The organism is Bacillus sp. N447-1, assembly GCF_022701035.1.
GTDB lineage: Bacteria > Bacillota > Bacilli > Bacillales > Bacillaceae_G > Bacillus_A > Bacillus_A cereus.
Genome location: NZ_CP065509.1, coordinates 2,901,011 through 2,919,880, shown reverse-complemented (window position 1 = coordinate 2,919,880; position 18,870 = coordinate 2,901,011). Strand labels below are relative to the sequence as shown.

The window sequence follows — 18,870 nt, the reverse complement described above, 5'->3', positions numbered from 1 at the left end:
ATACGTTTGAAATAAATTAAAACTAAGAAAAAACTCTGTAAAAATCATTTTACAGAGTTTTTTTAGTTATTTATTGTTTTACATAACAAATTGTTACTTGTTCGTCTATGTGGAAAATCTGTAACGCTTTACCATCTAAATTTTTAACCTCATATGATGAATAAATAGGTCTTTCCAATTTCACTTCTTGACCATTTTGAGTTCCTTTTTCCACCATTAGCGTTAACTGATGGGAAGAAACGTCTGCTTGGTATGTTCCTGTTAAGTAATTATCTTTATTTGGATAAGAACCATTTGCATATGTTTCAAATGTCTTATCTGCTTTTAGGACTAACGTAGTTTTGACTCCGTCTCCGTAATCAATACCCCAATTACCTACAAGCTCTGTACCGTCTTTATAGTTGTTCTGTACATTCTTAAACTTAGCGGAATCCTCGTCTGGTGTATCAATTTTTCCTTTGAATATACCAGTTTTATCTTGGGTACTGTATGTTTTAACTGTATTACCACTAGATAAACTCGGTGAGTTAGAAGAACTAGTACCACTTGTTGTAGAAGTAGTTGTTGAACCACCCTTAGCTTCCGCTTTTAACTTATTAAATACAGGTTTCCAAATGCGTTTTGCTTCATCTAATTTATTGTTTGCTTTATCTATGATTGCATCATCCGTATCTTTAAGTGTTTTAGAGTAATCAAATAACTTCGATACTTCTTTGAAAGATTCTTTTAACTTTTGAACAGCTTTTACAATTTCCTTATGATCTTCCTTGTATTTTCCTGGTGCATCTATACGCTCTATTTTATTAAATACTTTATCTAAGTCTTTAATACTATCTCGTACCTCTTCATTTGACTTACTTCCCTTTTTATTATCCCTCACAGAAGCATCATAGTAATCTAGACGTCTTAATAAGTCTTCTTCAATGTCTACCATAAGTTGTGGGTAATCCTCAGGCAAAACCATAATCATCTTAACATCTTTACTTTCTTCTTTTGAGTTAGTTGATTTTTCCTTTGTTTCAGATGATTTACCTTCTGTCTTAGTTTCTTTACTTTCTTGTTTACCAGATTCAGCATTTGTTTTTTCTTTTTCTCCAAATAAATTTGTTACACTACAAGCTGACATAGAAACTACTAATCCAGATGCTAGTAAAATTTTACCTGTACTCTTTTTGAAATTCTTCATATGATTTTTCAATTCTCCCTTTCAAAACATAAAATAGATGTGCTTTAGCCCCTTTAAAACTAAAAACATACCCCTTCTATATTTATTTTATAATACCTTTCTATGTATAATATTTTACAATTAATTACAGATACGGTCAAAATTTATCTTAGTTTAACGATGTTCACAAAAAGATGCGAAGCTTTATTCCTTCAAGTAAAGATTCTAAGTGAGTTTTGATTAAAATTTTTTATAAAAATCTCATACTTAGTTAAAAAGAGTGATTCTATTTTGATCAATCGTTTTTCAAAATGAATTTTTTGTTGTTAAATAAAGATTTGTGACTTCATTTTTATCAAATTTTATTCCAAACCAATATATAGTTATAGCTTTAAAATAAATTTACAAATTTGTATCTAAAAGGGGTGTTTTTGTGTCGAAAAAGAACATCTAGAATTGGTAAGTGGATAGAACTCCATAAATTAAAGTTTTACTTTATCGACTTCACTTTTGCTTATCTGAATTTTCCGTTATCATTTTAAGTATTCGTGAACAATTTCCTTTATTACGGCAAAAAGAGACGAGAGATTTATGGACATTTCAAGGGGGGATATTGATGAAAGTGAATGAAAAAACATATCTAAGTATAGAAGAGATTATTTCATTGCCAACCGTATCAAGTACAAACATAAGTGATGATGGTAAAAACGTAGCATTTGTTAAGAAGACGGCTGATTGGAAAGACAATACATATAGGAATCATGTATGGATATATGAAAAAGATAAGAAGCAGAGTTACCCATTATCAAATGGTGATATAGATAGTACACACCCATTATGGTCTCCAGATGCTAGGTGTATCGCATATCTTAGTCCAGTTGGTGATGGGAAAAATCAGATATTTGTTAAGTCACTAGATGGTTATAGAGAGGTTCAAATTACCGATGAGAAAGAAGGAGTCAGTACATTCAAATGGGGTCCTACTGGCAAGGGTCTTTATTATGTTACGCAGTCAAAAGAATGTGAGGAGATAAAGAAACGTAAGGATCTATATGGAGATTTTCAACATATAGGTAAGGAACACCAGAATAATTGTTTATATTACATTGAAATAGAGAAGGTGATACAAAGTGATACAGATGAACACGAGAACAGAGTTGTTTATCAATTAACGGATGGTAAGGATTTTCATATCCATGAATTTGATATTTCAAATGATGGTAAAAAGGTTGTATTTATGGCGACACCAAGCTCAAATATGGCAGATTATATAAATGGAGATCTATACATACTCCATATTAAAGCTGGAGAGCTACAAAAGCTGAATGTGGATAAGTTGTTGGGAGGGAGTGTTTGCTTTTCTCCTGACGGCAGTGAAATATGTTACACAGCAAGCATAAGAGAGAAGGGTTACTATAGAAACCATATACAAGATAGTACGTTAGAGATATATGATATAAATACCGGAGAGCTAATTCAACCTTTAACAGATTTTGATAGTACGGTTATGCCATTACAGTGGACAGCTAAAGGGGTTTTAATTAGGTGGCAGAATAAAACGAATTATCTTATTGGATTGCTAGCCGAAGATGGCACTGTGGAAATATTAAGCGAAAAAGTAGATGGCTTTATAATGGATGCTTCTATAACAAAGGATGGCAAACATATATCCTACAATAAGGCTATAACAAATGAAACCTTTGAAATCTATTTAGACGATAAAAAAATAACGGATGAAAATAGCTTTTTCAAAGGGAAACTTAGAAGTAACAGGGAAATCATCTCATGGAAAAGTAGCGATGGTCTTGAAATAGAAGGTGTTTTATCAACGCCAGTAGAGTTGGACACTAATAAAAAATATCCTTTATTAGTAGTAATTCACGGCGGTCCGGCTTGGGCATCTTTTCCGATATTTTCAGACTGCTTCAATGAGAAATATCCGATTGAACAGTTTGTTGAAAAAGGCTTTATCGTTTTAGAACCAAATTACAGAGGAAGTTCAGGTTATGGTAATGAATTTTTAAAAGCTAACTATAGAAAACAGGGGATTGCTGACTACGATGATGTTATATCTGGAGTGGATGAACTAGTAGAAAAAGGGATGGTAGACAAGGATAGAGTAGGAGTTATGGGATGGAGCAACGGTGGATATGTATCAGCTTTCTGTTCTACGTTTAGTAGTCGGTTTAAAGCTATTTCAGTTGGCGGTGGAATAACTAACTGGAGTACCCATTATGTAAATACAGATATACCTTACTTTATTAGAATGTATTTAGGAAATACTCCATGGAATGATCCAGAGATATATACGAAGACATCACCTATGACGTATATTAAATCAGCTTGTACGCCTACCTTAATTCAACATGGGGAAAAGGATGCAAGAATTCCAATTACAAATGCATATGATCTATATCAAGGATTAATGGATATGGAAGTTGATACAGAATTAATTATATTTAAAGGAATGGCATATAGTTCTGACCAACCAGGAGTTCATGTGGCTATTATGAAGCAGAACTTGATGTGGTTTTCACACTATATTCTTGGAGAGAGTATGGAGGGTTTTAGGACTTTGTAAGGGATGTTTGTACAAGACATAAGGTTGAAACGGTCTTCATATTGAGATGATTTATTATAAAATATATACTTAAACTACTATCAGTACATACATCAGGGAGGACTAATATGACAGGAAATAAAAATGACTTACTAGTAGAAAAACGTGAAGAGTTATTGAAAGTATTGCAAGCTCGTTTTGAGAAAAACATGAACCGCCATGAAGGTCTTGAATGGGCTAAAGTTGAAGCGAAGCTGACTACTAATAATGAAAAAATGTGGTCACTTAACGAAATGGAAGTAACTGGTGGTGAACCGGATGTTGTTGGTTATGATGAAGAAAAGGACGAATATACTTTCTATGATTGTTCAAAGGAGAGTCCTAAAGGCCGCAGAAGTCTTTGTTATGATCTTGAAGCGTTAGAATCAAGAAAAAAACATAAACCAGAAAATAACGTTATTGATGTTGCCAATGCTATGGGCATTGAATTATTAACGGAAGAACAGTATCGGGAATTGCAACAACTTGGCGATTTTGACATGAAATCATCAAGTTGGGTACAAACACCTTCAGATATTAGAGAGCTTGGTGGTGCTCTATTTTGCGATTATCGCTTTGGACATGTTTTCGTGTACCATAATGGAGCAGACTCTTACTATGCTGCCAGAGGTTTTCGTGGCTCTTTAAAAGTTTAAATTAGGAGAAATAAGAAAAAGAGCCTATATTCAGGCTCTTTTTCTTATTTATATTTTAAAAGTAAACTGTTACTATGCAGTTTTACTTAATTTATATGTTCCGTGGTTGTTTTTACGGAAAATTTTAGGGGAAACATAGCCATCTAATCCAATACGTCCAGCGTTCTGCCCTGCAACTAAAATGAACATAGTCAAAATAAGCAGGTTTGGGTTTACACTAACGGTTCCACTTAATAAAAATGAAAGATTCATTATGATTCCGAAAAATGCAGCTGTTTTTGTTAATCCGCCTAAAATTAAACCTAGACCTACTAAAATTTCTCCCCATTGAACTAAAAAGCTAAATAGGTCTGCGTTTGGAAGGACAAAATGTTGAAGAAAATCTGCCCACCAACTTTGTACTGCAGGGTGGTCACCTGATGCTTGAGCAATAGCACCCTTTAGAAAGCCACTTGCGTCAAAAGATTGTCCGAAGACTTTGCCTATCCCAGCAGCGAGCCATGTATACCCTATGTAAAGCCGTAAAAGTAATAATATGAAAGTAGCACGTTTATCAGTTCTTAAAAAATTGATAACCATTGAAATCCCTCCAATATTGTATTTACATGTTTATTATATATATATTGTGAATAAATTCACAATAGAGGAAATGTGAACGAATATATGTTTTGAGTAATTGTTTTATTTTTGTAACATTTCATCTTTTTGATAGACTAATAATAGAGATATATCAAAAGGAGGCAAAGACTAGATATGTGGATGAACTTGTAATGATTAGAAACTAGATAGATGAATTTTTCTCTCATAAGCGAGGGTTTATTTAGTTATCTGTAAATCATTCAAGGAATGCATATTTGGCTTGTACATCCCTTTTATAAGGATAGGTGCCTATTTTATGTATCTGTCTTTTTTGTGGGAAAGTTTATATCTCTTATATAAAATATGCGTCCTTTAAACTTGGAGGAGTATATGATGAACCAATTAAAAAATAAAGTAGCAGTTATTACAGGGGTAAGTCGTCTAGACGGTATAGGCGCAGCAATTTGCAAAGAATTGGCTGAATCAGGATACGATATATTTTTTACGTATTGGACGGATTATGATAAAGAGATGCCTTGGGGCGTTGATAAAAATGAACAAATACAATTAAAAGAAGAGTTACTAAAAAACGGTGTTAAAGTCTCAAGTATGGAGTTAGATTTAACTCAGAATGATGCACCGAAAGAGCTTATAAATAAAGTTACTGAACAATTAGGGTACCCTCATATATTAATTAATAATGCAGCATATTCTACGAATAATGATTTCTCTACGTTGACTGCTGAAGAATTAGATAAGCATTATATGGTGAATATTCGTGCGACTACATTGCTCAGTAGTCAATTTGTCCGAGGATTTGATAAAAAATCTGGTGGTAGAATTGTGAATATGACTTCGGGGCAATTTCAAGGTCCTATGGTAGGAGAACTAGCGTATGCAACAACGAAGGGAGCTATTGATGCTCTTACTAGTACGTTGTCAGCAGAGGTAGCTCATTTAGGAATAACAGTGAATGCAATTAATCCAGGACCAACTGATACAGGATGGATGACTGAAGAGATAAAACAAGAGTTAAAGCCGATGTTTCCTTTTGGCAGAATTGGTGAGCCAAAGGATGCAGCTAGACTCATTAAATTTTTAGTAAGTGAAGAAGCTGAGTGGATTACTGGGCAAGTTATTCATTCAGAAGGTGGATTTAAAAGATAAAAAAGAAGGTATCTCACCTTAGTGAGATACCTTCTTTTTTAATCTTTCTTCAACCTTCGTGCAATACCATTCCCTAAAGACTGTAATCCTTGAACGAGGATAATTAAAATAAAGACAGTTGCATACATTACTTCAGGTTCATAGCGTAAATGTCCGAAGCGATATGCTAAGTCCCCTAGCCCACCAGCGCCTACAAGACCAGCCATTGCTGTTGCGCCGATTAAGCCAATCATTGCAATTGTTAATCCAAGTACAAGGGAGGGACGAGCTTCTTTCACCATAACGTGCCAAATAATTTTTATAGTAGAAACGCCCATCGCTTGATAGGCTTCAATAACGCCGCGATCTACTTCTAATAAAGCAGTTTCCATTAATCGTGCAATATAAGGGGCCGTGAATACGACAAGCGGTACGATTACACCTTGTACACCAATGGAGGTTCCCATTAGAAACTTTGTAAAAGGTAAAATGAAGAATAATAGAATGATAAATGGAAGAGAGCGAATGATATTAATAATTGTATTAAGAATTGGGTAAATGATTTTATTTTCGTGCTGCCCACCAGGTCTTGTTAAAACAAGTGTGACACCAAGTGGTAGTGCAATAAGGATAGAGATGAATAGTGAAATAGATGTCATTTGAAATGTTTGAATGGTTGCTTCCCATATGACTTTACCCCATTCATCCAAAAAGGACTTGTTTCCCATAATCTGTTCTACCCCCTTCTACGATGATTCCTTGCTCTTGTAAAAATGATAAAGCGTGGTTGATTTCATTTTGTTCCCCTTGCATATGAATGACAAGTTTCCCGTATGCCTCATGTTTTAACTGTGTAATATTACCGGATAAAATATTTGGATACACTTGGAAACGTTTTGTAGCGATAGCTAACGCTGGTTCACCAGAAGAATTTCCTATAAATGAAAGTGTTACGATTTCTCCGGTTCTTTGTAGTTCTTTTTGTACTTCAGCTGGGATTTTTGCTGCAAATGCACTATTTACAAATTTCTTCGTTGTTACATGTTGTGGGTTTGTGAAGATCTCCTTCACAGTCCCGCTTTCAATTACTGCTCCATGTTCCATAACAGCAACTCGGTCGCATATACGTTGGATGACATTCATTTCATGTGTAATTAATAAAATTGTAATCCCGATTTCCTCATTAATCTTTAATAATAGGTCAAGAATAGAATCAGTTGTTTCTGGATCTAAAGCACTCGTTGCTTCGTCGCTTAATAACACTTCCGGTTCATGTGATAGTGCACGTGCAATGGCAACACGTTGTTTCTGGCCACCAGAAAGTTCACTCGGATAGGCATCTTTTCGATTAAAAAGATCGACAATACGTAAATACTTTTCTACCCTTTTTTCAATTTCTAATTTTGGAACGCCAGCAAGGCGTAACGGTAATGCGATATTTTCATAAACGGTAACAGTTTTGAGCAAATTGAATCCTTGAAAAATCATCCCGATTTTTTGTCTCGCTTTTGCTAGTTCTTTTGTAGACAGTGTTGTTAAATCTTGCTCGTTTACAATAATATTTCCTGTCGTTGGTTTTTCTAATAAATTTACACAGCGAATTAATGTACTTTTGCCAGCGCCACTATATCCAATGATTCCAAATACTTCGCCCTTTTTTACTTGGAGGGAAGTGGACTTAAGAGCTTCCACATTCCCCTTTTTTGTTGTAAATACTTTGGATACATTTTTTAATTCAATCATTATCGTCAGCTCCTACCAAGACGGTAAAACAGAACCATCAAATTTTTTCTCGATAAATTCTTTTACTTCTTTAGATTGATAAGCTTTCTTTAATTTATTTACAACAACATCATCTTTATTTTCAGTACGAACAACGACCCAGTTCACATAAGGCGAATCTTTGCCTTCACGGAAAATGGAATCTTTCGCAGGGCTTAATTTTGCACCTAATGCAAAGTTTGTATTAATTGCAGCTGCTTTTACTTCACTTAGTTGTGTTGGTAATTGAGATGCCTCTAACTCAACAATCTTTAATTTTTTTGGATTTTCAATTACATCTTTCGCAGTCGCTTTTTCTGTCGCTTTTGGATCCACTTTTAAAACCCCTGCTTTTTCAAATAACTTTAAAGCACGAAGTTCATTCGTTGGGTCATTTGGGACAGCGATTGCGTCGCCATCTTTTAATTCTTTTACATCTTTTATGTCTTTAGAATAGACGCCCATAGGGAATGTTACTGTTGAAAATACTTCGGTTAATTTCATATTACGTTCAGCTTTAAATACGTCTAAATATGATTTCGTTTGATAGCTATTTACATCAAGGCTTTTTTCATCGAGGGATACGTTTGGTGCTACATAATCATTAAATACTTTTATATCAATTTCGAGACCATCTTTCGCTGCCACTTCTTTTACCTTTTCAAAAATCTGCTCATGCGGCCCGCCTGTTACACCGACAGTAATCTTTTTCTCATCTAACGCTTTTACTTGTTTATCTGAACCTGCGCTACATGCGCCTAATAATAGTACCGCTCCGCTTACAATGCTTAATAATACTTTCTTCATCTATGATTCCCCCTTCATATACGTTCCAAAATAAAAAGCACCTCTCAAAATAAGAGAGGTGCCGAATAGACGAAATAGGTTCCTCTCTTATCTTCCAAAACGAAAACTCGTTTTGCAGGAATTAGCACCTTAGCTTATACGTCATAAGCTCGGTTGCCGGGCATCATCGGGCCAGTCCCTCCGCCACTCTTGATAAGAGTATGTGTATGTAGTTTTTTAGTATGGTACTAATAGTAAATCTTACAAAAAGAATTGTCAATATTGTTTTCTGAATATATTTTATTTTAAGGTAATCGAAACGTTTCCTTTTTTATGCCCTTTTTCCACATACATATGAGCTTCAGCAATTTCTTCTAATCGGTAAGTTCTATCAATAACAGGTTTTAAATGTTCTGTTTCAGTTAGTCTTTTTAGTAGAATCATATCCTCTTTACTTACTTTTGCCATCATTCCATTCACAGATACATATTTTCCATTAGGCGCTAATACTTGTTTACAAAGGGATTTTTTATGCTTCCCAACTGCATCAAATATAATATCGTAACGCTCGCGCCGCTTAGTAAAATCTTCTTTCGTATAATCAATCACTTTATCCGCTCCTAAAGATTGCACTAGTTCAAAATTTGAATTACTACAAACAGCTGTAACGATCGCACCAAAATATTTAGCGAGTTGTATGGCAGCTGTTCCTACTGATCCAGAGGCACCATATATGAGAACTTGTTGCCCCTTTTTTATTCGGCCTTTTCTCAGAAAATGCAACGCTGAAGTTCCACCAAAAGGAATAACTGCCGCTTCTTCATACGTTACATTGGTAGGTTTTAATGTTATTAATCCACTTTCATGCACGCATGTGTATTCGGCATAACCACCAAGATTTAGTTCTGTTAATGAAAAAATTTGATCTCCTTTTTTAAATTGAGTTACATCTGTCCCGATCTCCTCTATCTCTCCTGCTAATTCTACGCCAAGTATAGGGTTTCTCGGTTTTCTAAGTCCTAATATAAGTCGCATAGGAATCCAAAATAATAGAGGGCTATTAAATCCGCGTATTCTACAATCTCCAGTCGATACACTTGTTGCGTGAATTTTAACTAATACTTCGTTCTTTTTAGGTATAGGTTTCTCTATGTTTTGAAGCTGAAGAACGTTAGGTGGTCCATACTGTGTGCAAATGATCGCCTTCATAATGTCCTCCTGAAATGAGTTGTCTTTATTTACATCATATTTAAGATCTTTATTAAACATGTCGCTATATAGTGAGTATAGATTAAAAATTATATAGATTTCATAGGAAAAGAGGTGATATTATTTTGGGAAAGGGGGCAACAGTATGAAAAAAATTATTTTTGTTTCAAGTTTAGTACTTGCAATCAGTCTAGGGGTAGGGTGTAGTAATGAGAAAACAGCAAAGACGGATGAGCCGAAAAAAGAATCCGTTCAAAAAGAAAAGGAATTAACGGCGAAAGATGTTTTCAAGAAAACGAATGAAGCTTTTAAAAATGAAGAACATGTAACGATGACATATGGTGTAGGGGTAAAAGCTGAGGGAACAGAGATGGATATATTAAAGGCTAAGATGCAATTAGAGCCAAAGACAAAGAATTCTCGTTCTGAAATGAATATTTCCGGTACAGATGTTGTAGTGTATACTGTGGATGGTAAAGTTGCTGGTGAGGTAAAAAACCCTAATACAGGAGAAGTTGTAACCGTACCAGAGGAGCAATTAAACGCTGGTGGAATGAAAGCGACTCAAGATATTATAGATAAATTAGAAGTACCGGAAGTAGTTTTAGATAAAATGAAGCTGGAGAAAAGCGGAGATAAATATAAACTGAAATTTACATTAAAAGGGCAAGAAACAGAAAGTATGTTAACTAGCATGGATGAAACGCAGAAGAAAATGTTACAAGCACAAAATGCGAAGATAGAAGAAGTGGATGCAGAATATATCATTACAAAAGATTTTAAATATGAATCAGCAAAGATAGACATGATTATGAGTAGCAATGGCAAGGATAAAGCACACATTATTACGAACGCAAAATATACGTCGTATGAAAAGTTTGACCCAATACAATTGCCAGCAGCAAAGTAACAGTTTTGATAAGGAGGGACCTAAAATAAGGTCCCTCTTTTTTGTATTCTTTCTTCATAGGAAAATAGGTACAATATAAAGAGGAAAAGATGTAGAAGAGGAGAGTGTCATTTGAAAAAAGGAAAGATAGCGGCGGTCATTGTTGCATATACGGTTTTGCTTGCAACGTCTGTACATACGTATAAAAAACAAATTGATCATCCTATTATGAGTGATGTAGGTAAATTGCTTCCGACAAAAATAAAACGTGTTGAAAGTGCTACGGAAGAGCGCTCGTTAATAAAATTAGTGCGAGATGCAAAAGTTTCAGGAGAGAAAATTTCCATTGCAGGCATGCAACATAGCCAAGGAGGACAGACATATTATCCAAATGGCACGATGCTCGATATGAAAGGATATAATAAAATATTAGAATTTGATCCAAAGAAGAAGCAGATTACAGTTCAAAGTGGTGTCACGTGGAATGATATTCAGAAGAAAATAAATCCATATGGCCTTGCGGTACAGGTCATGCAGTCTCAAAATATTTTTACTGTTGGTGGTTCATTAAGTGTAAATGTACACGGGCGTGATATTCGTCATGAGGCACTAATTGATACAGTAGATTCATTTAGATTGTTAATGGCAGATGGTACGGTACGTAATGTAAGTAGAGAAGAAAATGCAGAGTTATTTCCATATGTCATTGGGGGTTACGGTTTATTTGGAGTTATTTTAGATGTGACGCTGAAGTTAACAGATGATGAATTATATGAAATGCACACGAGAATGATAGATTATAAAGAATACGTATCTTATTTCAAAGAGAAAGTGAAAAGAGATGAAAATGTTCGTATGCACTTAGCGCGTATTTCTGTTGCTCCAAATTCATTTTTAAAAGAGATGTATGTGACAGATTATACTTTGGCACAAAATCAAAATATGAGAGAAGAGTACAGTGAATTAAAGGAAGAAAATATTATAGCGGTACCGAAATTTTTACTTGGGTTATCACGTTATAGTGATTGGGGAAAGAATACATTTTGGGATATACAAAGAGGTTATTTTGAACGTACAGATGGAAAGTATGAGACGCGTAATAATGTTATGAGATCAGATAGTGCTTTTATGGAATATGAAAATCCAAATAGGACCGAAGTGTTACAAGAATACTTTGTGCCTATAGATGCTTTCACGGAGTATATAGATGATTTACGTAACGTATTAAATGAAGAAGAGTTTAATTTACTCAACATTACGATTCGTTACGTGGAAAAGAATGAAAATGCAGTTTTGTCCTATGCGAAAGATGATATGTTTGCGCTGGTTCTTTTGATTAACCAGGGACGCTCAGAGAGTGAGATAAAGAAAACAGAGGATGTCATTCGGAAGATGATTGATGTTACTTTAAAGCATAACGGTAGTTACTATTTGCCGTACTATTCTTATCCAACGAAAGAGCAGTTAAAGAGGGCATATCCTCGTATTGAAGAATTTCTCAAGAAAAAGAAGGAAGTAGATTCAGAAGAGAGATTTGTGAATTTATTTTATAGGGAGTATACGAAATGACATATAGAAGATTTGTGGCTTCGCAAAGTATCATCATGATGGCAGGAAGTATGGTATTTCCTTTTTATATATTATTGCTTCGAAACGTTGGAAATAGCTTCTCGCAATTTGGCTGGGCGTATGGCTTATTTGCTTTAACATCAGCACTTGTATATCCACTAGTGGGAAAGATATCTGATCAAGTAGGTGATAAAAAATTATTAATCATATACGCTTGGTCCATGGCAATCTTAATGCTTTGCTTTCCGATTGCCACGGAAGTATGGCATGTATATATTCTTCAAATTGTAATGGGCATTTTAGGTGCTGTGCAGCGTAATACTGAGAAGACTTCGTTAGCACGAAAGGTTGCGCAGGAAAAGGCTGGTTATGAGATTGGAAAATACCATGTGTGGACATCCATTGGCGGAGCAGTAGCGGTTATTGCCACGGGATATTTAGTAGATTTCTTTACAATTGGTACAATTTTTTATATTGCATCTATTCTATATGTAGTGAGCGGGATTGTATTAAGTAGTAAAAAAATATAACTATTCCTATTTTCACCTTAATACCCTTTATTTGTTATACTAAAAGGGAATACAAAAGAAAAGGGGACAGTGCCTTTGATGAAATTTGTAGTTTTAGCTATTCTTACTTTGTTTTTGATTCCATGGACAAGAAGTAGTAGTAAGCTTCGAGCAGTGGATAAGAAGGGAGATAAGAAGGTTGTAAAGGGTAAGAAATCATCTATTTTAGTTATTCCTGTTTTATTTTGGATAGGTATTGCAATCTATGAATACTTTTGGCTAATTGATGATCGGATAGACTCGATTCTTACTCATTATTCTGTTGCAGTAGCAATTTTAATTGGGCTTGTTTTATTTTCACAAGATCAAATAGGGAAATTAGAAGGCACATTAAAAGGACTTCTAATGTTTATTTTACTCGCAAGTTACGGCTACTTTGGTTATTTGCATGATATAGTAATCTCGCAAAAGAAATATGATTCTGTTGTTAAGGTAGAGAAAGATATTTCAGAGCCATTTACTGAAAATGACCAGCCGTTTACAGTGCCGCCAAAGACAGCGGAGAATAAGATGAAAAAAGTATTTGGTGATATTCCAAAAGTAGCTTATTTTGAGCTAGGAGAATTAACGCCACAAATGGTAAACGGCGAGGCCTTATATGTAGCGCCGATTGAAGTTTCAGGATTTTTTAAAGCGCGTAAAGCTGAGACAATTCCAGGGTACGTAACGATGTCAGGTACGAATCCTGATGCGGAAGCGAAACTGCACCTCGGTTATAAAATGAAATATGTGCCAAGCATGTTTTTTGGTAATAATTTAGAGCGTGTGGTAAGGCAAGCAGAACCAAATTTAATCTTTAAAGGAAAACCTAAATTTGAGGTTGATGATAAAGGAAAACCATATTATACAATGACGTATGGTGAATTTATTTCAGGAAGATCTGGATTTGAGGTAGAAGGTGTTGTCGTAGTAGATGCACAAACAGGTGAAGTGAAAAGATATGATAAAGGAAAGGCACCTAAATTTGTTGATGGTGTATTAAATCATGAGACTGCATCTACGTTAAATACGTACTTTGGTAAATATATTCACGGATTTTGGAATACGAAATTCTCACAAACAGATATGAAAATTCCGACTGAGTGGGGAACGAAAGAAGGCGTGACCCCGATCTTTGGTAAAGATGGAACATTGTATTATTTTACAGACTTTACTTCTCCAAAAGAAGGAGTAGATTCAGCCCTAGGCTATTCATTAGTAGATGCACGCACAGGCAAGCTATATTACTATAATGGAAAAGAAGTAAAGGGGATTATGGATGGTTCAGCAGCTACAGAAGTAGTAGATAATTCCTTTAAGAGAGAGAAATGGCATGGGACAATGCCTGTCATTTATAACGTATACGGTAAACCAGCTTGGATTATTCCGGTTGTTGATGACGGAGGCCTAGTACGTGCACATACAGTTGTATATGCTGCTAATGCAAAAATATTTGCGACAGGTTCTTCGCAGAAAGAAGCGCTTGAGAATTATAAAAACGTAATGAGCGGTAATGGTGATACATTTAGACCAACATCAACAGGAAAAGAAGCGCAAAAAGAAGGTATTGTACAACGTGTATATAAAGAAAAATCAGGTGAAAATACAATCGTGTACGTACTTTTAGAGAATGAACAAAAGGTATTTATGATACCGGTGAAGAAATTCCCATATGCTATGTTTACAGAAGTAGGAGACCCAATTCAAATTACATATTTAGATACGGGAGAGATGATGTCCTCAGTATCTAAATTTACGAATAGCAATGTAAAAAAAGCGATAGAATTTCTATCGCTTTTTTTACATTATGAAAGAGGAAAATGCGCTGTACTTGACGTATGTTTATGATGTAACTATAATTGTTACGATTCAGTTTGTATAGGAAAGGGTGAATTGAAAAAGTGAATGAAGTTAATCACGAAATATATAAACCTGTAAAGGCAAACAGGTTATGGATGATTCTTGTATTAGGAACACTTACGGCGATTGGACCATTATCTATTGATATGTATTTGCCTTCATTACCGAAGTTAACGGATGATTTGCAAACAGGTGCATCCCTCGCGCAGCTTACATTAACAGCTTGTTTGCTTGGGCTGTCAGTAGGACAATTATTTGTTGGCTCAATTAGTGATATTTACGGAAGACGCAAACCTCTTATTATTGCTCTTATTATTTATGTTGCTTCTTCTTTACTTTGTGCTGTTGCGCCATCTATTTGGACATTAGTATTATTGCGCTTCCTACAAGGAGCTTCAGGATCAGCCGGGATTGTTATATCACGTGCGATGGTACGTGATATGTATTCAGGTTCTGAAATGACGAAGTTTTTCTCACTGCTTATGTTAGTAAACGGAGCAGCGCCTATTTTGGCACCGATTATTGGGGGGCAATTATTACAGTTTACAACGTGGCGCGGTGTTTTCATCGTTCTTGGAGCAATTAGCGTATTCATGTTAATCTCAGCTACTTTTGTATTGCGTGAAACATTACCTCCTGAAGAAAGAGAAACGGGTGGTTTGTCAGGGACTTTGGCGACGTACGGAAAATTGTTAAAGGACCGTCTGTTTATGGGATATGCATTGTCACAAGGATTAGTAACAGCGGCAATGTTTGCATACATTTCGGGCTCACCATTTGTGTTGCAGAACATATACGGAGCATCACCACAGCAATTTAGTTTATTCTTTGCGATTAACGGCATCGGTATTATTATTGCTAGTCAGGTAACGGGTCGTTTAGCGGGGAAAGTGAATGAGAAGACATTATTTGTTGCTGGTATTATTATCGCAGCTGTTGGCGGCCTATCTTTACTACTGACAATCGTACTAGGAATAGGTTTAATCGGTGTTTTATGTTCGTTATTCCTTGTTGTATCAAGTGTCGGGGTTGTATCAACAACTGGGTTCTCATTAGCGATGAGAAATCAGAAGCAAGCTGCAGGAACAGCGTCAGCTTTATTAGGCTTATTACAGTTCATTTCAGGAGCGCTTGTCGCTCCGCTAGTAGGTATTGGTGGAAGTAATACAGCATTACCGATGGGTGTTGTTATTGCGCTTTGTGAAGTAGGAGCAGTGTTATGTTATCTATTTATGGCCAGAAGAAGTGAGAAGCAGTTTGAACTGCAGCAAAAACAAAATTTAGAGGCTTAACAAAAAAGAACTGATTCAAAGGGAATGTTTGAATCAGTTCTTTTTTTCATTTCTTTGAAATACCTCATACATATTATTCATGATCGTATCATATAAAACAGCAAGTTTATCCCACACCCAGCGATTACTATCGACTTCTTTTTCCCCACAGTCGATAATATCGGTATGGTCAGTAATTTTATACGCTTTTTTAACGATAATAGGAGCAATCTTCGGTATACGTGGGATTTCCTTTAAGGTATCTGCAAAGTTTCCAATGTAGACATGACCGATGATTTCGATTGTTAATGATTTATCCGATATATTGAGCACGGTATGAAATTGATTTGTATGTTGTTGTTTTAAATATTGAGCTAACTTAAATGGAGCATGCTTCTTCTTTAATACGCGGCGAAGGCTCTCTGTATTTTCGATATGAAGTGATTTTTCGCGAATAAGGACACGAATATCTTCTCCCATAAAAGGTATTGTGTTGTACATAGATGATTCTCCTTAAAACCTTACATATGTTTGCGTTATGCATATGTAAGTCTAGCATGGTTTGTTCTTTATGTGTGCTTACAGTTTTGTAAGGTGAGTAGTAAAGCATTGCAAAAGTTATTTGTATAAAGTGACGATACTGTGACAAACATGTTGGTATATATATTACGATGTCGTCTTAAGTGTAAAAAGTAGGGCGTTCTCGGTATAATAACAAGTGGAGATAAAAGAAACTATAATGAGTAATAGCTGTAGATAAAAGGAGAAGAAGAGATGAAGAAGGTTTTGGGTATTGCTGTAATGGGAAGTATGCTCCTTCTAGCAGGGTGTAATGGAAATAAAGATACGAAAGAAAAGGTAGAGCAATCTACTGAACAAACAGAAGAGATGAAAGAATACCGTGCAGTACATGAAAAATACGATATAAAAATCAATAAAGAAATTAATAAAGCACTGCAGTTATTTGAAGTGGCAAAAGAAAAGGGCGGTAAGGAAATAACGAATGCTACATATAAAGAAGATGTGCAAAAGGTAACAACTAGCATGTTAGAAGATATTGATCATATACGTAAAGAAATTCGTGTTCCAAAATCGAAAGAGCAAGAACATGAGGTATATGTTGGTTTCTTGAATGAATCAGAACAAGCAATGAAAAAATTACAGAAGTTAGCTAAAGAAGAAGATTCATCGTTGATTCGTGATATAGAAATTAATTTTGCAACAGCATCGACATACTATAAACGTTTTCAAGCAGAAACGAAAAAATAACCTTGCCTATGCAAGGTTATTTTTTCTTCTTGCTATCTCCATCTTCATCCTCGGATACTAATATCTTCTGTTCTTCGTGAAATTCGGAAATAGTTTGCCCGGTAATATTATCGAAAGGGGTATAAAAAGAAGTGATACTTTTCTTTTTGATGAAGAGTTTGTAGAAGCCGATGATGACAAGTATAACGATTGTTAAGGGTAATCCTATAGTAGCTAGAAGTAAGGGGTCCATCTTATAACTCCTTTCATATCTTTTTTTATTATAAGCGAAATACGATATAGATAAATAAAAGTATTAAAAACTGATTTTTCTAAATATATCCAATTTGATTGACTTTTCATTTTTTCAGAATTATAATTCGAAATATACAATTTGAACCAAATAATAATATAGCAATTTACTTATCCAGAGAGGTAGAGGGACTGGCCCTATGACACCTCAGCAGCGGGTTCTGTAATAGGAACACCGTGCTAATTCCAGCAAGCAAGTCTTGAAAGATAAGTGATGGGCCTTTGTTTATTAAGCCTTGATCTTATTTTTTAAGATCAAGGCTTTTTGTATTCTAAAAAGAGAAAAGGGAGTAATGGAAAAAGTACGTTTATAAAACTAAGTAAATATATGTGTTTAGGGGGTTATTGGGGTGTATGTAATTAAAAAATTATCAGTTATGGTGTTCACGCTATGGGTTATTACGACGGTGACATTTCTAATTATGCATATTATTCCGGGGGATCCATTTTCATCAGATGCAAAAATCTTTCCTGAAGAAGTGATCCAAAACATGAGAGCGAAGTATCACCTTGATGAACCGTTATGGAATCAATATGTTGCTTATTTAGACGGCGTAGTTCATTTTGATTTTGGTGAATCTGTTCAATCAACCGGGCAAGGTGTATCAGAAATTATAACAACTGGTTTTGGTCCATCAGCAATTATTGGTTTACAAGCACTTATTATTTCATTGCTAGTCGGAATTGCTGCAGGTACATTTGCTGCTCTCTATCATGGGAAGGTAATTGATTACGGTGTAAGTTTACTTGCCATCCTCGGTATTTCTATTCCGAGCTTTATTTTAGCACCACTATTTATACAAGTATTGGCTATTCAATTCGAGCTCTTACCAGCAGCTTCTTGGGGTACATTTGAACATACGGTATTGCCATCCTTTGCATTAGCGTTAGGACCAATCGCAGTGATTACAAGATTTGTTCGCTCTAATATGATCGAAGTACTGCAGAGTGATTATATTAAGTTAGCGAGAGCGAAAGGTATACCGATTAAGAAGATTATTATAAGACATGCTCTTCGAAATGCAATTGTTCCGGTACTTACATTTGTTGGACCATTAATGGCGGGACTTTTAACAGGTACTTTCGTTATTGAAAAGATTTTTTCAATTCCTGGTCTCGGAAAATATTTTGTAGATAGTATTTTTAATCGAGATTATCCAGTGATTATGGGAACAACCATTTTTTATAGTGCACTTTTAATTGTATGTATTTTTATTACAGATATTATTCATCGTATTGTTGATCCACGTATTCGTTCTATTACGTAAGGAG

At 35.1% G+C, this 18,870-nt stretch carries 17 protein-coding genes, 1 pseudogene and 2 riboswitches; of the genes and pseudogenes, 10 read left to right on the top strand and 8 right to left on the bottom strand.

Going from position 1 to position 18,870, the window contains the following annotated elements:
• Positions 1-70: 70 nt before the first annotated feature.
• Positions 71-1,198 (bottom strand): DUF3994 domain-containing protein, encoded by a 1,128-nt coding sequence (locus IQ781_RS14655; RefSeq protein WP_011109777.1) that lies wholly within the window; start codon positions 1,196-1,198, stop codon positions 71-73.
• Between the two features lie 583 nt (positions 1,199-1,781).
• On the opposite strand from IQ781_RS14655, the gene IQ781_RS14650 reads away from it, so the two are divergent.
• The gene (locus tag IQ781_RS14650) at positions 1,782-3,746 is read left to right on the top strand and encodes a S9 family peptidase (RefSeq protein WP_016126168.1); all 1,965 of its coding nucleotides are present in this window, start codon (positions 1,782-1,784) and stop codon (positions 3,744-3,746) included.
• Between the two features lie 107 nt (positions 3,747-3,853).
• Positions 3,854-4,420 (top strand): DUF4256 domain-containing protein, encoded by a 567-nt coding sequence (locus IQ781_RS14645; RefSeq protein ID WP_000147394.1) that lies wholly within the window; start codon positions 3,854-3,856, stop codon positions 4,418-4,420.
• 72 nt (positions 4,421-4,492) lie between these two features.
• On the opposite strand, the gene IQ781_RS14640 is transcribed toward IQ781_RS14645, so the two are convergent.
• Positions 4,493-4,999, bottom strand: coding sequence for a DoxX family membrane protein (locus IQ781_RS14640; RefSeq protein WP_060634669.1), 507 nt, complete (start codon positions 4,997-4,999; stop codon positions 4,493-4,495).
• Positions 5,000-5,389: 390 nt separating this feature from the next.
• On the opposite strand from IQ781_RS14640, the gene IQ781_RS14635 reads away from it, so the two are divergent.
• The gene (locus IQ781_RS14635) at positions 5,390-6,166 is read left to right on the top strand and encodes an SDR family oxidoreductase (RefSeq protein WP_050292790.1); all 777 of its coding nucleotides are present in this window, start codon (positions 5,390-5,392) and stop codon (positions 6,164-6,166) included.
• Between the two features lie 38 nt (positions 6,167-6,204).
• On the opposite strand, the gene IQ781_RS14630 is transcribed toward IQ781_RS14635, so the two are convergent.
• The 4 genes from IQ781_RS14630 to IQ781_RS14615 all read right to left on the bottom strand — a co-directional run bounded on the left by IQ781_RS14630 (position 6,205) and on the right by IQ781_RS14615 (position 9,901).
• On the bottom strand, positions 6,205-6,873 hold the full coding sequence (locus IQ781_RS14630; RefSeq protein ID WP_050252106.1) for a methionine ABC transporter permease: 669 nt from the start codon (positions 6,871-6,873) through the stop codon (positions 6,205-6,207).
• Positions 6,848-7,888 carry a methionine ABC transporter ATP-binding protein gene (locus tag IQ781_RS14625; protein WP_000571355.1) on the bottom strand — a complete coding sequence of 347 codons (1,041 nt, stop codon included), beginning with the start codon at positions 7,886-7,888 and terminating at the stop codon, positions 6,848-6,850. Before IQ781_RS14625 ends, IQ781_RS14630 begins: the two co-directional genes overlap by 26 nt.
• Positions 7,889-7,900: 12 nt before the next feature.
• Positions 7,901-8,713 carry a MetQ/NlpA family ABC transporter substrate-binding protein gene (locus tag IQ781_RS14620; RefSeq protein WP_050252107.1) on the bottom strand — a complete coding sequence of 271 codons (813 nt, stop codon included), beginning with the start codon at positions 8,711-8,713 and terminating at the stop codon, positions 7,901-7,903.
• Positions 8,714-8,797: 84 nt separating this feature from the next.
• Positions 8,798-8,912, bottom strand: a riboswitch (SAM riboswitch).
• Between the two features lie 80 nt (positions 8,913-8,992).
• The gene (locus IQ781_RS14615; RefSeq protein WP_050252108.1) at positions 8,993-9,901 is read right to left on the bottom strand and encodes an NAD(P)-dependent alcohol dehydrogenase; all 909 of its coding nucleotides are present in this window, start codon (positions 9,899-9,901) and stop codon (positions 8,993-8,995) included.
• A 145-nt stretch (positions 9,902-10,046) separates the two neighbouring features.
• Here IQ781_RS14615 and IQ781_RS14610 point away from each other — a divergent pair, with 145 nt between their 5' ends.
• The 5 genes and pseudogenes from IQ781_RS14610 (at position 10,047) to IQ781_RS14590 (ending at position 16,059) form a co-directional block, all read left to right on the top strand.
• Positions 10,047-10,811, top strand: coding sequence for a DUF6612 family protein (locus tag IQ781_RS14610; protein ID WP_000720094.1), 765 nt, complete (start codon positions 10,047-10,049; stop codon positions 10,809-10,811).
• A 111-nt stretch (positions 10,812-10,922) separates the two neighbouring features.
• The gene (locus IQ781_RS14605) at positions 10,923-12,359 is read left to right on the top strand and encodes an FAD-binding oxidoreductase (protein WP_100651822.1); all 1,437 of its coding nucleotides are present in this window, start codon (positions 10,923-10,925) and stop codon (positions 12,357-12,359) included.
• Positions 12,356-12,889: an MFS transporter gene (locus IQ781_RS14600; protein ID WP_000222361.1), complete on the top strand. Its 534-nt coding sequence runs from the start codon at positions 12,356-12,358 to the stop codon at positions 12,887-12,889. The genes IQ781_RS14605 and IQ781_RS14600 overlap by 4 nt, the downstream gene beginning before the upstream one ends.
• A gap of 78 nt (positions 12,890-12,967) precedes the next feature.
• Positions 12,968-14,683 (top strand): annotated as a pseudogene (locus IQ781_RS14595) (DUF3981 domain-containing protein); the annotation flags it as partial.
• A 116-nt stretch (positions 14,684-14,799) separates the two neighbouring features.
• Entirely contained in the window at positions 14,800-16,059 is a 1,260-nt protein-coding gene (locus tag IQ781_RS14590; protein WP_224200803.1) for a multidrug effflux MFS transporter, read from the top strand.
• Between the two features lie 33 nt (positions 16,060-16,092).
• Here the strand turns inward: IQ781_RS14590 and IQ781_RS14585 are convergent, their stop codons facing one another.
• Positions 16,093-16,539 carry a hypothetical protein gene (locus IQ781_RS14585; protein ID WP_000282860.1) on the bottom strand — a complete coding sequence of 149 codons (447 nt, stop codon included), beginning with the start codon at positions 16,537-16,539 and terminating at the stop codon, positions 16,093-16,095.
• A 273-nt stretch (positions 16,540-16,812) separates the two neighbouring features.
• Here IQ781_RS14585 and IQ781_RS14580 point away from each other — a divergent pair, with 273 nt between their 5' ends.
• A complete protein-coding gene (locus IQ781_RS14580) occupies positions 16,813-17,307 on the top strand; it encodes a hypothetical protein (RefSeq protein WP_000756541.1) in 495 nt (164 codons plus the stop codon).
• A 16-nt stretch (positions 17,308-17,323) separates the two neighbouring features.
• Here IQ781_RS14580 and IQ781_RS14575 read toward each other — a convergent pair whose 3' ends face one another.
• Positions 17,324-17,539 carry a DUF3951 domain-containing protein gene (locus tag IQ781_RS14575; protein WP_065382033.1) on the bottom strand — a complete coding sequence of 72 codons (216 nt, stop codon included), beginning with the start codon at positions 17,537-17,539 and terminating at the stop codon, positions 17,324-17,326.
• Between the two features lie 167 nt (positions 17,540-17,706).
• Positions 17,707-17,812: riboswitch (SAM riboswitch) on the top strand.
• Between the two features lie 136 nt (positions 17,813-17,948).
• Between IQ781_RS14575 and IQ781_RS14570 the strand changes: the two genes are divergently transcribed.
• Positions 17,949-18,866, top strand: coding sequence for an ABC transporter permease (locus IQ781_RS14570; RefSeq protein ID WP_000289312.1), 918 nt, complete (start codon positions 17,949-17,951; stop codon positions 18,864-18,866).
• The last annotated feature ends 4 nt before the right edge of the window (positions 18,867-18,870 follow it).